A 12710-nucleotide genomic window follows, 5' to 3' on the forward strand; every position below is an offset into this window, starting at 1 on the left:
AGGCCGGGACCTCAGGAGAGGAAGCGCGATCCACGCGGAGGTCCTGGCCTGCGCCAGGACGACGAGAGCGCGTCATATGTGCAGTTCCTTGGGCCGCTTGCGCTTGACCCACAGGGCGACCAGCAGCCGCGTGAAGTTGACGGCGGTGAAGACCGAGGTGGCGATGCCGATCAGCAGCACGACCGCGAAGCCTCGCACCGGACCCGAGCCGAAATACCACATCAAGGCGGCGGCGATGACGTTGGTGATGTTGGCGTCGAAAATGGCGGTGGACGCTTCCTTGTAGCCGGTATCGATCGCGTCGAGCAGCTTGCGTCCGCGCTTCTGCTCCTCGCGGATGCGCTCGTTGATCAGCACGTTGGCATCGACCGCCGCGCCGATGGTCAGCACGAAGCCGGCGATTCCGGGCAGGGTCAGCGCCGATCCGGCGATGCCCATGATCGCCAGGATCAGGAAGGCGTTCACCACCAGCGCCACGTTCGCATAGACGCCGAACCGGCCATAGGTCACGATCATGAACAGCATGACCGCCAGAATGGCGATGGCGGAGGCGATCAGGCCCTTCTCGATCGAGTCGCGGCCGAGCTCGGCGGAAACGGTGCGCTCCTCGATCACGTCCAGCTTCACCGGCAGCTTGCCCGAGGACAAGGCGATCGCCAGCTCGTTCGCGGTCTCGACCGTGAAACCGCCGCTGATCTGCGCGCTTCCGCCGAGGATCGGCTCGTTGATGTTGGCGACCGAGATCACCTTGTTGTCGAGGATGATGGCGAAGGGCTTGCCGACATTGTCGGTGGTCACCCGTCCGAAGCGGCGCGCGCCGCTGCTGTCGAAGCGGATGCTCACGACCGGCGCGCCGCTCTGCTGGTCGAACGTCTGCTGCGCCTGAGCGACCTGCTCGCCGCTGACCATCACGCGCCGCTGCAGGGCGACCGGAGCGCCGCCATTGGCCATCGTCAGGATCTGGCTGCCCGGCGGGGCACGGCCCTGCGCCACCTGCTCGGGGTCGGCGCGCTCGTCGACCAGCTTGAATTCGAGCCGGGCGGTCTGGCCGATCAGCCGCTTCAGGCTCTCGGGATCGTCGATTCCGGGGACCTGCACCAGGATGCGGTTCTGGCCCTGGTTGATGACGGTGACTTCCCGGGTGCCCGACGGGTCGATTCGGCGGCGGACGACGTCGCGGGCGACGGTCATGGCATCGCGGATGGCCTGCTGCGCGCCCTCGGGCGTCGGAGTCATGATGACCCGGTTGCCGTCCTGCGTGCTGACGTTCCAGGTCCGGGTGCCGGTCAGGCCGACGCCCTGGGTAAGGGTGCGAAGCCGCTCGACCGCGGCGTCGAGCTGGGTCGGATCGCGCAGGATGAAGCTGACCCGGCCGTCGGACGTCGAAATGTCGCCGACCTGGATGCGCGGATCGCGCCGGAGCTCCTGGGAGACGCTGTCTTCCATCGCCGCCACCCGCTGGCGCTCGGCGTCGGCAAGGTCGGCTTCGAGCAGCAGCTGGCTACCACCGGCGATATCGAGGCCGAGGGCGATCTGCGTGCGGGGAACGAAGGTCGGCCAGGTCGCTACCTGATCGCGCGGAAATAAGCTGGGAATGGCAAAGGCGATCCCAAAGGCGATCGCCAGGAAGATGCCCCAGATCTTCCACCGCGGCAGGTCGAACATCAGTCGTTCGCGCTCTTGGGGCTTGGATTGATGACGGTGGACAGGGTCGACTTGACGACCCGCACCTTGACGTTCTGCGCGATCTCCACCTCGACCTCGTGGTCGTCGACGACGCGGCTGACGCGGCCGCGGATGCCCCCGGCGGTGACCACTTCATCGCCCTTCTTGACCGCCGCGATCATCGCCTGGTGATCCTTCATCCGCTTCTGCTGCGGACGGATCATCAGGAAATAGAAGATCACGAAGATCAGCAGGAAGGGGAAGATCTGGAAAATGAAGGCGGCGGCACCGCCCGGCGCTGCGGGCGCTGCGGCTGCGAGGATCAGGCTCATCTCGGACATTGGTGTCGCGGATCTTTCGCTTAGATAAAATGGTCGGGGCGACTGGATTCGAACCAGCGACCCCCACACCCCCAGTGTGATGCGCTACCAGGCTGCGCTACGCCCCGACCGGCGCCGCCTTGGCATTCAGGCGACGAGCGGCGCAGATAGTTGCGGCGGACGCATTAGGCAAGGCGGGGTTGATGGTGAGGGCACGGCGAGGACGGCGGCGGGGAGGGCGTCTGGCGATGCGAATCGCCTTGGCGCTCGCTGCCATGCCTTGCCTGTACCTCCTGGCGGCGCTGCTCGGCGCGCTGGTTCCGCTCAACCCCGGCTGGTCGGAGCCGGAGCGGGGGACGACCATCTATCTGCGCTCGAACGGCGTGCATCTCGACATCATGATGCCGGCGGCGGCGCATGGCCTCGACTGGCGGCCGCTGTTGCCGGAGGAGGACTTCCGAGCGGCGCCGGCAGAGCCGCGCTGGTTCGGCTTCGGCGCGGGCGAGCGGCGCGTCTATCTCGAGACCCCTGCGTGGAGCGACCTCAGCGCCCGCACTGCCTGGGCGGCACTGACCGGCGGCGAACGGGTGATCCATGTCGAGCGCACCGGAGATGCCGGAAGCGACCTTTACGCCATCCGCCTCCGTCCGGAGGAATATCGCCGCCTGTGGGCCGCGATCCGTGCCGAGTTCGACGGGCCGCCGCAGCGGATCGATCATCCCGGCTATGGCCTCGAAGACGCCTTCTACCATGGCCGCGGCCACGCCAGCGCGGTGCAGACCTGCAATCAGTGGGTCGCCGACAAGCTCCGGCTCGCCGGAGTCGAGACCAGCCTCTGGTCGCCCTTCGTGCAGGGCCTCGCCTGGCGCTATCGCCCGGTCACCCCGGGTCAGCCGGGATAACGCTCGAAAGAGGGCAGGCCGTCGAGCTTGCCCATCCAGCCGATCCGCTCGGCCGTCTGGATCTGGCCCTGCACCGGGAAGGCGTCCGGATGGTCGAAGGTCGCCGACTGAATGTCGATCTGACCCGGGAAGATCTGTTCGTTGCGGTAGAAGAGGCTGGTCCCGCAGGTGCCGCAGAACTGCCGCTCGGCATGCTCGGAGCTCTGGTAGCTCCTGGGCTCGCCGGAGATGGTCACGTCCTCGCGCTGGAACAGGCTCCAGCTGGTCGCCGGCGTGCCGCTCGCCCGCTGGCAGTCCCGGCAGTGGCAGAGCGCGTGATGGACCGGCTGCGCGCCTTCGCGGATCTCGTACCGCACCGCGCCGCACATGCAGCCACCCTGCTCCGCCATGTCCATCTCCCCTGCCTTGAGAATCGTGCCCGCAGGATGCGCGAACTTCCGGAACGTTTCAAGAACAAAGGATCTGAGCGCCAGATTCGGCTAGCGGTCCGACGGTGTTTCCACCGCCGGACCACATCGTCGGCCCGCAATGGGGGAGATGTCGGGCCGAAGCTCGTCGTCAGAATTCGTTCCAGTCGTCCTGCGCGACGCTCGGGCGCGTCAGGCTCTCGACCGCAGCTGCAGGCAGCGGCGTGATCGGGGATTTGTAGGAACCCTCCTTCCCGAGTCGCGGGAAAGTGGTCGCAGGCGGTTTCGGTCGCGGCGCAGCGGCGGTGGCAGCAGCGGCGGCGGTGGCGGCGACCTTGCCTGCGGACTGGCAGCGGAAGCGGGACGCCTGCTCGGACAGTCCGGTCACTTCGCTCAGCAGGTTGCGCGCCGCCGCCGACGTCTGCTCGACCATGGCCGCATTCTGCTGGGTGGACTGGTCCATGCTGGCGATGGCGGCATTGATCTCGGTGATCGCCATCGCCTGCGCCTGGTTGTCCGACGCCATGCTGGCGAGCAGTTGGTGCACTTCGCCGACGTCGGCCGAGATGTTCTGCAGCGCCGCATCGACCTGGCCGACGGCATCCACCGCCGTGACGATGTCGGTCTGGGTGACGGTCAGCTGGTCGCGGGCCCTCTTGGCTTCCTCCTCGGCGCGCATGGCGAGCGCGCTGACGAGGTCGGCGACCACCGCGAACCCCCGGCCCGCCTCGCCGGCACGGCCCGCCTCCACCGCCGCGTTCATCGCCAGCACTCGAGTCTGGAAGGCGATCTTGTCGAGACCCTCGATGACGCTGTCGATGCCCTTGGCGCTTTCGCTGACCCGGCCCATCGCCTGGACCGCTTCGTCGGCGACCGCGCGCCCGCCGCTGACCGTGGCGATCGCCTGGTCGGCCCGGCCGACCGTCTCGGTCGCCGAAGCGGCGCTGGCCTTCAGCCGCCCGTCCATCTGGGCCACGGCCGCGCTGGTTTCCTCGAGGCTCGCGGCATTGCTCTCGGTCCGCCGAGCAAGATCCTCGCTCGCCTGAGCGATCTCGCCGCTTCCGGTACGAATCTCGGCCGTGCTGTCGCTGACCGACTTGATCAGCCCGCCAAGGCTCTGGATGGCCGCGTTGAAGGCCATTCGCAGCTGCCGGTAGCTGTGCGGGAAATATTCCTTGATCTCGGTCGTGAGATCGCCAGCGGCGAGCTGGTCGAGATGGGTGCCGAGCGTCTTGACGACCAGCTCCTGCTCGGCTGCCGCCTGCTGCTTCTCTTCTTCAAGCTTCGCCCGTTCCTCGGCCTGGTCGCGGAAGATGGCCAGTGACCGGCTCATGGTTCCGATCTCGTCGTTGCGGTCGCGATGGAGGATGCTGATCGTATGATCGCCCCGCGCGAGGGTCGCCATTTGTCCGTTCAACTGCAGTAGCGGCGTGACGATCGTGCCGTTGACGACCCAATAGGCCATGAACAGGGCACCGCCGGTGGCAAGGATGCTGATGAGCAATCCCATCACCAGGCTGCTGTTGGTCATCTCGGCAAGCGCGTGGGATTCGGCCTCGCTCGCGGCGATCCGTTCATCGTTTCCGCGCTTCAGATTGGCACCGAACGTCGTGGTCAGCCTGTCGGCCTCGGACAGGAGGCGGAGCGCTCCGCCCTGATCGCCGGCCTGCGCCCGCTGGACCGCCTCGCGGCTGAGGCGCGCGATCGTCGCCGCCTCTCCCTTGAGCGTCGCCACGGCTGGACCAAGTTCCGGATCGAGCTCGACCGCCTTGTCCATCGCCATCTGGCCTTCGCGGATCCGGTCCTCGAGTTCGGCCGCGGCCCGGCGCGAATCCTCGCTGCCGGGCGCGTAGAGGGCCGTCCGAAGAGCATTCTTGAGGACCTCGGCGGTCATACGGTTGCTTCGCACCATCTGCGTGATCGCCGGGAGCTTGTTCTCGACCAGCTCGCTGTAGCGGGCGTCGATGCTCGTGATCTTCCATGCATTCACGCCGGCAGTGACGATGGCGATGACGCCAAGCATCAGCATCATCGCCAAAATCTTCTTCATGATCCCGGTGTCCTGCAGCATCCGCTTCATGGTGCCCGCCTCTCATCCCAATCCAAGGTCGCCGGCCGGACTTCCTTCCCGAGCCAGCGTCGCTGCTTTCTCATAGAGACGGACCGGCAAGCGCGGGGAAAGGTGCGCCAAACAGCCGGGCACGGCCCATTGGGCAGGCGGAGAAAGCCCGAGGGCCACTCGTTGCCCGGACATGGCCGACCCGAGCATCGCTTCCGCACCGCGCCGGACCCGGCTGCCCAGGCGGCTGCTGGTCACCCGTTCGGCGCAGGAGCATGCGCATGGCCGATCGATCGTGGCCCGCGCCGAAGGGCTGGGCATCCCGGTCGTCCCGCTACCCGCCAATCAGGTGCGGCTGCCGCCCCAGCCGGACGAGCGCCGGGCCTATGCCGAGGCCAAGGCGACCATGGCGCTGGTCGTCGCGCCGCCGTCCAAGCTTCGCTTGCAGCCGATCGCGCCAAGCGCCGACTGGCGCGTCGACCTCGCCGAGGGCTGCCCGGCCCATTGCGCCTACTGCTATCTGGCGGGGTCCTTGTCAGGGCCGCCGATCACCCGCGTCTATGCCAATCTAGACGAAATCGAAGCGGTGCTTCCCGACTTCCTCGGCAAGGGCCGCATCACATCGCGGTCGCGCGCCCGGGCGCATGAAGGCACCACCTTCGAGGCGAGCTGCTACACCGACCCGCTCGCGATCGAACCGCTGACCGGCAGCCTCGCCGCGCTGATCCGCCACTTCGGCGCTTGGGACGCCGACGTGCAGCTTCGCTTCACCAGCAAGTTCGCGGACGTTTCATCGATGCTCGACCTGCCGCATGGCGGCCGCACCCGGATGCGCGCGTCGGTCAATCCGCCGGCCTTCCACCGGTTCGAAGCCGGCACAGACCGCGTCGCCGCCAGGCTCGCCGCGCTTCGGGCGATGGCGCTGGCGGGCTACAAGGTGGGGCTGACCATCGCTCCGATCATCGCCGCGGAGGGATGGCGAGAGGCCTATGCGGGGCTGATCGATCTGGCGGCAGAGGCGCTGTCCGGGCTTCCTGGCCTCGACCTCACTGCCGAGCTCATCACCCACCGCTTCACCCCCGGCAGCCGCGAAGTGCTGGCCAGCTGGTATCCGGGCTCCGACCTCGAGATGGACCCGGCTCTCCGCGCCGAGAAGCGGACCAAATTCGCCGGCACCAAGTTCGTCTATCCGCCCGAACTGATGACCGAGCTCAAGACCTTCTTCCACGCCGAACTGGCGGCGAAGCTGCCGGAGGCGCGGGTGCTCTACTGGACGTGAGGACCAGGGTCCCGCCGCGCTAGCGGACCAGCCAACCCTTCTGCTGCAGCGTGCGCCGCCACGCCTTCTCGAAGCAACCGGTGCCGGCGAACGGGCCGATGTTGCTGCAGCTGCCGATCCCGCTGTCGCCCTCGGAAATCCAGCCCATCCGCTCGGTCATCACGCCTTTGACATTGCCCTTGGGATCATAGGGCGCGGCAGGGTCGGTCACCTGGTAGAAGTTGCGCTGCTCGCGCCGGCCGCAGACCGTGATCGCGTCCCCGCCATCGCGCTGCCGGCATTCCTGCCGGGCGACTTCACGGGTCGCTGACGCGGCGAGGTCGGGTCCCGCAAGCAGGGCGAGCAACAGCATGCCGCCAGCATGAGCGCGGCGGCACATCGCGGCAAGCAGATCTTTCCCCTGTCCTACAGAGTGCCAAATAGGTTAGCAACCGTGCGACTCGGTAATCTTGCGAGGAGAGCTCCATGCCAAGTCTCACACCGCCGCCCATCGTCGATGAGCTGATCGACGGCCTGATCTCCCGCGAGGGCGGCTTCGTCGACCATGCCGCCGACCGCGGCGGACCGACCCGCTACGGCATCACGGAAGCCGTCGCCCGTGCCCACGGCTACACCGGACCGATGGCGCTGCTCCCGCGGGGCGAGGCCGCTGCCATCTACCGCCGCCTTTATTGGCTCCGTCCGGCTTTCGACCAGGTCGCCAGACGCGCACCGCGCGTGGCCGCCGAACTGTTCGACACGGGCGCCAACATGGGGCCGGGCGTGGCGGTCACCTTCCTGCAGCGCGCCTTGACCGCGCTTAACCGGAATGGTTCCGACTTTCCGGACCTGGTGCCCGATGGACGGATCGGTGCGGCGACGCTCGCCGCCCTCGATGCGTTCCTCGCCCTGCGCAAGGACCAAGGCGAAACGGTGCTGCTCCGCGCGCTCGAGGCGCTGCAGGGCGAGCGCTACCTGCGCCTCGCCGAGAAGCGTCCTGCCAACGAGGCCTTCCTCTACGGCTGGCTCGCGACCCGTCTCGGTCAGGACGACTGACCCCGCCGGGCGGCGGTCCGGACAGACCCCCGCCACCGGTGACCTTCGTGACCTTGTTCATCTTCCTTAACGCTACAGGAGCCCGCTGATGCCCCTCATCGAAGCGATCGTCGCCCCGCTCGCCAAGCTGATCGACAAGATCATCCCCGATCCTCAGGCCCGCGACCGCGCCAAGCTCGAACTGCTGAAACTTCAGGGCGACCAGGAAGCCGCGCAGATCGGCCAGCAGATGCAGGCGATCATCGCCGAGGCGAACAGCGCCGATCCCTGGACCAGCCGCGCACGGCCGAGTTTCCTCTACGTCATGTATGCGCTGATGCTCTGGTCGATCCCGATGGGCCTCATCGCCGCGGCCAACCCCGCCACCGCGGCCGCCATCGCCACCGGCATGACCGACTATCTTCGAAACCTGCCGAACGAGCTCTACACCCTCTTCGGCACCGGTTATCTCGGCTACACCGCCGCCCGCACCTGGGGGAAGGTGAAGGGCGTGGAGCGCTGATCGCTTCTCCCCTCTCGCTTGCGGGAGGGGCCGGGGGAGGGTCTGTTCGCTCCATGTAAGGACATTCCCTCCCCAACCCCTCCTGCTGACGGAAGGGGCTAGGCCAGCACTTGATCCTTTCCGCCCATGGAACGATCCTCCGCCTTGCCCCTTTTACCGGGCAGCGGAGGAAACCACGCCTTGAGCGACCTGCTCGAACCCGGACGAAATTGCTGGCGGATCGAGCGGTCGGGGAGGGCGTCGGTGATCATCGACGCCTGCTACTATTACCGGATCGTCCGCCAGGCGATGCTGGAAGCGAAGCATCGCATCCTGATCATCGGCTGGGACTTCGATCCGCGGATCATCCTCGACCGCACCCATAGCGACCAGAGCCTCGGCGACTTCCTGCTCGAACTCGCCCGGACCAAGCCCAACGTGCCGATCAAGATCCTGTCGTGGCGGGTCGGCGCGCTCAAGCTGGCATTCCGCGGCCGGGCGCTCCTCTGGCTCGCGCGCCTCGCCTGGACCAAGGCCATCCGCTTCGTCATGGACGGCGCCCATCCCCCCGGCTGCTCGCACCACCAGAAAATCGTCGTGATCGACGATAGCTTCGCCATCTGTGGCGGAATCGACATGACCGGCGACCGCTGGGATCGCTCCGCGCACGCCGATGACGAGCCTGGCCGGGTTCGCCCGAACGGCCAGGCCTACGGTCCGTGGCACGACGCCACCATGGCCTGCGACGGCCCGCTCGCGACCGCCCTGGCCGAACTTGCCCGCATCCGCTGGAACCATGCCACCGGCGAGGACCTCCCGGCCATCGAAGATGGTGAGCCACTGTGGCCGGACGAACTGCGCCCGCAGTTCGAAGGCAGCCGCTTCGCCATCGCCCGCACCGCCGCGGCCTATTCCGAATGGGAGAGCATCAAGGAGATCGAGGCGCTCACCCTTGACCTCATTGCCCGCGCCCGGCGCTTCATTTACGCCGAGAACCAGTATTTCACCTCGCCCCGTATCGCAGCCGCCATCATGCGCCGGATGGAGGAGCCGGATCCGCCCGAAATCGTGCTGGTCAACCCGATCCGCGCCGACGGCTGGCTCGAACAGGTGGCGATGGATGCGACCCGGCTGCGTCTCATCCAGATCATCGGCACCGCCGACCCCGGCAACCGCTTCCGCATCTTCACCCCCAAGACCGAAGGCGGGCAGGACATCTACGTCCATGCCAAGCTGATGATCGTCGACGATCAGGTGCTCAAGATCGGCTCGGCCAACATGAACAACCGCAGCCTCGGCCTCGACAGCGAATGCGACCTCTGCCTCGATGCCGCCACTGACTCCGAGCGAGAGGCGATGGCAGCGCTGCGCACGCGACTCATGGCCGAGCATACGAACAGCAGCGAGGAACAGGTGCGCGACGCCTTCAAGCGCACCGGATCGCTGCTTGCGACCATTGCCGAACTGACCGACAAGGGCGGCCGCCGCCTCGAACCTTTGCCCTTCGAGGCTCCCGAGGGTATCGCCAAGGCGATTGCGGAGACCGAGTTGCTCGACCCCAAGAGCCCTGATGCCATGTTCGAGAGCATGTCCGAGCGCACCCTCTTCCGTCCCCTGCGCGGCCGCTTAAAGGTGCTCCGCCGCCGTGGACGCCATCTTCCCGCCTGATGGCCCGCTCGTCGCGCCGGCGTCGCTGGCCCAACCTGCCGAAGGCTGCCGCCGAGATGGTGGACCGCTTCGGCTGGAGCCCGGTTGCCCTTCTCAACACCATCGACCGCCTCACCCCCGGCCGCGGCGACCGTGCCCGCAAGCTGGGCGAGGGACTGCGATTCGGGCCGCACGCGCGTCACCACCTCGACGTCTGGGCCCCCTCGCACCCGGACAGCGCCAAGTTGCCGATCGTCGTCTTCTTCTACGGTGGCGGGTGGCATTCGGGCGAGCGCACCGATTATGGCTTCGCCGGCGCCGCCTTCGCGGCACAGGGGTTCCTGACCATTGTCCCCGACTATCGGCTGGTGCCCGAGGTCCGCTATCCCGACTTCCTCGAGGATGCCGCGCTGGCACTGCGCTGGGTGTGGACCAACGCCATCCATTATGGCGGCGACCCGGCGCGGATCAGCGTCGCCGGGCATAGCGCCGGAGCCTATATTGCCGCCATGCTGGCGCTCGACCCGCGCTGGCTCGCCGCGGCGCAGCTTCCTTCCGACACGGTGAAGGCCGGCGTGCTTCTCTCGGGCCCGTTCGACTTCGCACCCTTTCGCGAGTGGCGGGGGCGCGCGACCTTCGGGAGCCATCATGATCCGGCTGAGACGCAGCCGATCAACCACGTTCGCGCCGACGCGCCGCCGCTGCTGCTTCTGCACGGAAGATCGGACCGCTTGGTCTATGCCAAGAACAGCCGCAGCCTCGATGCGGCGCTCACTGCCGTCGGAGCGCCGCACGAGATCAAGATCTATCCTGGCTGCGACCATGCCGGGACGGTGGTCGCCCTCTCGCGCCCCTTCCGCCACCGCCACCCGGTGCTCGCTGACGCCGCCGCTTTCTTGCGCTCGGTGCTCGGGCTTCCCACTTCCTCGTCAAAGGAATGAGCGGGACAAGCATGGAACAATGGCATGGCACCACCATCATCGGGGTGCGCAAGAACGGCCGAACGGTGATCGCCGGCGACGGCCAGGTCAGCATGGGCAACACAGTCATGAAGCCGAACGCCCGCAAGGTGCGGCGGCTGGGTCGTGACGGCAAGGTGGTCGGCGGATTCGCCGGTGCGACTGCCGATGCCTTCACCCTGTTCGAGCGGCTGGAGAAGAAGCTTGAAACGCACCACGGCCAGCTGCTCCGCGCCGCTGTCGAGCTCGCCAAGGACTGGCGAACGGACAAGTATCTCCGCAACCTCGAAGCGCTGATGATCGTCGCCGATGCCGATGTGCTGCTGGTCATCACCGGCAATGGCGACGTGCTCGAGCCCGAGGAGAAGGAGGGCACGACGATCGCGTCGATCGGATCGGGTGGCAATTACGCCCTCTCCGCCGCCCGCGCGCTGGCCGATTACGAGCCCGATCCCGAGACCCTCGCCCGCAAGGCCATGGCCATCGCGGCCGAGGTCTGCGTCTTCACCAACGACCGGGTCGTGGTGGAGACGGTTTAGCGTTCCACTCCCCTCCCGCCTGCGGGAGGGGCCAGGGGAGGGACTGTCCTCCCCCGCCACTCACATTCCCTCCCCCGGCTCCTCCCAAACGGGAGGGGAGAAGGCAAAGAAATGAACGACGCACTGACCCCCAAGACCATCGTCGCCGCGCTCGACGATCACATCATCGGCCAGTCGGATGCCAAACGTGCGGTCGCGGTAGCGATGCGCAACCGCTGGCGGCGGCAGCAGCTTGGACCCGAGCTGCGGGACGAGGTCACGCCCAAGAACATCCTGATGATCGGGCCGACCGGCTGCGGCAAGACGGAGATCAGCCGGCGCCTCGCCAAGCTCGCCGACGCACCGTTTGTGAAAGTCGAGGCGACCAAGTTCACCGAGGTCGGCTATGTCGGCCGCGACGTCGAGCAGATCGCCCGCGACCTCGTCGAGGAAGCGGTTCGCCTCGAGAAGGAGCGCCGCCGCACCAAGGTCCGCGAGGCGGCGGAGGAAGCGGCGATGGAGCGCCTGCTCGACGCCCTCACCGGCAAGGGCTCGAGCGAGGCCACCCGTGCGTCCTTCCGCCAGCGCTATGCTGACGGCAGCCTCGACACGGCCGAGGTCGAGATCGAGGTCGTCGAGGCGCCGGCCATGCCGTTCGACCTGCCCGGGCAGGGCGGCGTCGGCATGATCAACCTCAGCGAGATGATGTCCAAGGCGATGGGCGGTCCGCCCAAGAAGCGGCGGAAGCTCAAGGTCCCCGCCGCCTTCGTGAAGCTGGTGGAGGAGGAGGCCGACAAGCGCCTGGACGAGGATGACATCAATGTCCGTGCGCTGGCCGATGCGGAGGCGAACGGCATCGTCTTCCTCGATGAGATCGACAAGATCGCGGTCAGCGACGTGCGCGGCGGATCAGTTTCCCGCGAAGGTGTGCAGCGCGATCTGCTGCCGCTGATCGAGGGCACCACCGTCTCGACCAAATACGGTCCGCTCAAGACCGACCACATCCTGTTCATCGCCAGCGGCGCCTTCCATGTCGCCAAGCCCGCCGACCTGCTGCCCGAACTGCAGGGACGCCTGCCGATCCGGGTCGAGCTGAAGGCGCTGACGGAAGAGGATTTCGTTCGCATCCTGTCGGCAACGCGCGCGAGCCTGACCGAGCAGTATCAGGCGCTGCTGGCGACCGAAGGCGTGACCATCCGCTTCGCCGATGACGGCATCCGGGCGCTCGCCAGGATCGCCGCGGAAGTGAACGAGAGCGTCGAGAATATCGGCGCCCGTCGCCTTCAGACGGTGATGGAGAAATTGCTCGAGACCGTCAGCTTCGAGGCCGAGGACCGGCGCGGTGAGGAACTCACCGTCGATGCCGTCTTCGTCGAGTCGCAGCTCGCCGATCTCGCTCGCAACACCGACCTGTCGCGTTACGTCCTCTAGCCGCGCT

At 67.4% G+C, this 12710-nt stretch carries 13 protein-coding genes and 1 tRNA gene; 8 read left to right on the top strand and 6 right to left on the bottom strand.

Going from position 1 to position 12710, the window contains the following annotated elements; genetic code table 11:
- Positions 1-72: 72 nt before the first annotated feature.
- The 3 genes from secD to JOY29_RS11685 form a co-directional block, all read right to left on the bottom strand.
- A complete protein-coding gene (gene secD, locus JOY29_RS11675; RefSeq protein WP_300973702.1) occupies positions 73-1665 on the bottom strand; it encodes a protein translocase subunit SecD in 1593 nt (530 codons plus the stop codon).
- Positions 1665-1997: a preprotein translocase subunit YajC gene (gene yajC, locus JOY29_RS11680; protein WP_300975538.1), complete on the bottom strand. Its 333-nt coding sequence runs from the start codon at positions 1995-1997 to the stop codon at positions 1665-1667. Before yajC ends, secD begins: the two co-directional genes overlap by 1 nt.
- Positions 1998-2036: 39 nt before the next feature.
- Positions 2037-2113: transfer RNA gene (locus JOY29_RS11685), tRNA-Pro, on the bottom strand.
- 120 nt (positions 2114-2233) lie between these two features.
- On the opposite strand from JOY29_RS11685, the gene JOY29_RS11690 reads away from it, so the two are divergent.
- Complete coding sequence (locus JOY29_RS11690) at positions 2234-2887, top strand: TIGR02117 family protein (RefSeq protein ID WP_300973703.1); 654 nt, start codon at positions 2234-2236, stop codon at positions 2885-2887.
- Here the strand turns inward: JOY29_RS11690 and JOY29_RS11695 are convergent.
- Both JOY29_RS11695 and JOY29_RS11700 read right to left on the bottom strand, forming a co-directional pair.
- Entirely contained in the window at positions 2875-3282 is a 408-nt protein-coding gene (locus JOY29_RS11695; RefSeq protein ID WP_300973704.1) for a GFA family protein, read from the bottom strand. The genes JOY29_RS11690 and JOY29_RS11695 overlap by 13 nt on opposite strands.
- Before the next feature lie 163 nt (positions 3283-3445).
- The gene (locus JOY29_RS11700; protein WP_300973705.1) at positions 3446-5374 is read right to left on the bottom strand and encodes a methyl-accepting chemotaxis protein; all 1929 of its coding nucleotides are present in this window, start codon (positions 5372-5374) and stop codon (positions 3446-3448) included.
- A gap of 172 nt (positions 5375-5546) precedes the next feature.
- On the opposite strand from JOY29_RS11700, the gene JOY29_RS11705 reads away from it, so the two are divergent.
- Positions 5547-6632: a spore photoproduct lyase family protein gene (locus tag JOY29_RS11705; protein ID WP_300973706.1), complete on the top strand. Its 1086-nt coding sequence runs from the start codon at positions 5547-5549 to the stop codon at positions 6630-6632.
- Between the two features lie 19 nt (positions 6633-6651).
- Here the strand turns inward: JOY29_RS11705 and JOY29_RS11710 are convergent, their stop codons facing one another.
- Positions 6652-6984 carry a hypothetical protein gene (locus JOY29_RS11710; RefSeq protein ID WP_300973707.1) on the bottom strand — a complete coding sequence of 111 codons (333 nt, stop codon included), beginning with the start codon at positions 6982-6984 and terminating at the stop codon, positions 6652-6654.
- A gap of 113 nt (positions 6985-7097) precedes the next feature.
- Here JOY29_RS11710 and JOY29_RS11715 point away from each other — a divergent pair, with 113 nt between their 5' ends.
- From JOY29_RS11715 to hslU, 6 genes are all read left to right on the top strand, one after another.
- Positions 7098-7667, top strand: a complete 570-nt coding sequence (locus JOY29_RS11715) for a glycoside hydrolase family 108 protein (protein ID WP_300973708.1) — start codon at positions 7098-7100, stop codon at positions 7665-7667.
- Positions 7668-7755: 88 nt separating this feature from the next.
- Positions 7756-8169: a holin family protein gene (locus tag JOY29_RS11720; protein WP_300973709.1), complete on the top strand. Its 414-nt coding sequence runs from the start codon at positions 7756-7758 to the stop codon at positions 8167-8169.
- 180 nt (positions 8170-8349) lie between these two features.
- A complete protein-coding gene (locus tag JOY29_RS11725) occupies positions 8350-9816 on the top strand; it encodes a phospholipase D-like domain-containing protein (RefSeq protein ID WP_300973710.1) in 1467 nt (488 codons plus the stop codon).
- Positions 9816-10736, top strand: a complete 921-nt coding sequence (locus JOY29_RS11730) for an alpha/beta hydrolase (RefSeq protein WP_300973711.1) — start codon at positions 9816-9818, stop codon at positions 10734-10736. Before JOY29_RS11725 ends, JOY29_RS11730 begins: the two co-directional genes overlap by 1 nt.
- An 11-nt stretch (positions 10737-10747) precedes the next feature.
- The gene (gene hslV / locus JOY29_RS11735; RefSeq protein ID WP_300973712.1) at positions 10748-11293 is read left to right on the top strand and encodes an ATP-dependent protease subunit HslV; all 546 of its coding nucleotides are present in this window, start codon (positions 10748-10750) and stop codon (positions 11291-11293) included.
- A gap of 111 nt (positions 11294-11404) precedes the next feature.
- Positions 11405-12703, top strand: a complete 1299-nt coding sequence (gene hslU / locus JOY29_RS11740; protein ID WP_300973713.1) for an ATP-dependent protease ATPase subunit HslU — start codon at positions 11405-11407, stop codon at positions 12701-12703.
- Positions 12704-12710 lie beyond the last annotated feature (7 nt).

It is taken from the genome of Sphingomonas sp. LHG3406-1 (genome assembly GCF_029637485.1).
Classification (GTDB): domain Bacteria; phylum Pseudomonadota; class Alphaproteobacteria; order Sphingomonadales; family Sphingomonadaceae; genus Sphingomicrobium.

What these genes read in the sequence shown, in the direction of transcription:
- secD (WP_300973702.1), bottom strand. Translation starts at nt 1,665, where the DNA reads ATGTTCGACCTGCCGCGGTGGAAGATCTGGGGCATCTTCCTGGCGATC.
- yajC (WP_300975538.1), bottom strand. Translation starts at nt 1,997, where the DNA reads ATGAGCCTGATCCTCGCAGCCGCAGCGCCCGCAGCGCCGGGCGGTGCC.
- JOY29_RS11690 (WP_300973703.1), top strand. Translation starts at nt 2,234, where the DNA reads ATGCGAATCGCCTTGGCGCTCGCTGCCATGCCTTGCCTGTACCTCCTG.
- JOY29_RS11695 (WP_300973704.1), bottom strand. Translation starts at nt 3,282, where the DNA reads ATGGACATGGCGGAGCAGGGTGGCTGCATGTGCGGCGCGGTGCGGTAC.
- JOY29_RS11700 (WP_300973705.1), bottom strand. Translation starts at nt 5,374, where the DNA reads ATGAAGCGGATGCTGCAGGACACCGGGATCATGAAGAAGATTTTGGCG.
- JOY29_RS11705 (WP_300973706.1), top strand. Translation starts at nt 5,547, where the DNA reads ATGGCCGACCCGAGCATCGCTTCCGCACCGCGCCGGACCCGGCTGCCC.
- JOY29_RS11710 (WP_300973707.1), bottom strand. Translation starts at nt 6,984, where the DNA reads ATGCTGTTGCTCGCCCTGCTTGCGGGACCCGACCTCGCCGCGTCAGCG.
- JOY29_RS11715 (WP_300973708.1), top strand. Translation starts at nt 7,098, where the DNA reads ATGCCAAGTCTCACACCGCCGCCCATCGTCGATGAGCTGATCGACGGC.
- JOY29_RS11720 (WP_300973709.1), top strand. Translation starts at nt 7,756, where the DNA reads ATGCCCCTCATCGAAGCGATCGTCGCCCCGCTCGCCAAGCTGATCGAC.
- JOY29_RS11730 (WP_300973711.1), top strand. Translation starts at nt 9,816, where the DNA reads ATGGCCCGCTCGTCGCGCCGGCGTCGCTGGCCCAACCTGCCGAAGGCT.
- hslV (WP_300973712.1), top strand. Translation starts at nt 10,748, where the DNA reads ATGGAACAATGGCATGGCACCACCATCATCGGGGTGCGCAAGAACGGC.
- hslU (WP_300973713.1), top strand. Translation starts at nt 11,405, where the DNA reads ATGAACGACGCACTGACCCCCAAGACCATCGTCGCCGCGCTCGACGAT.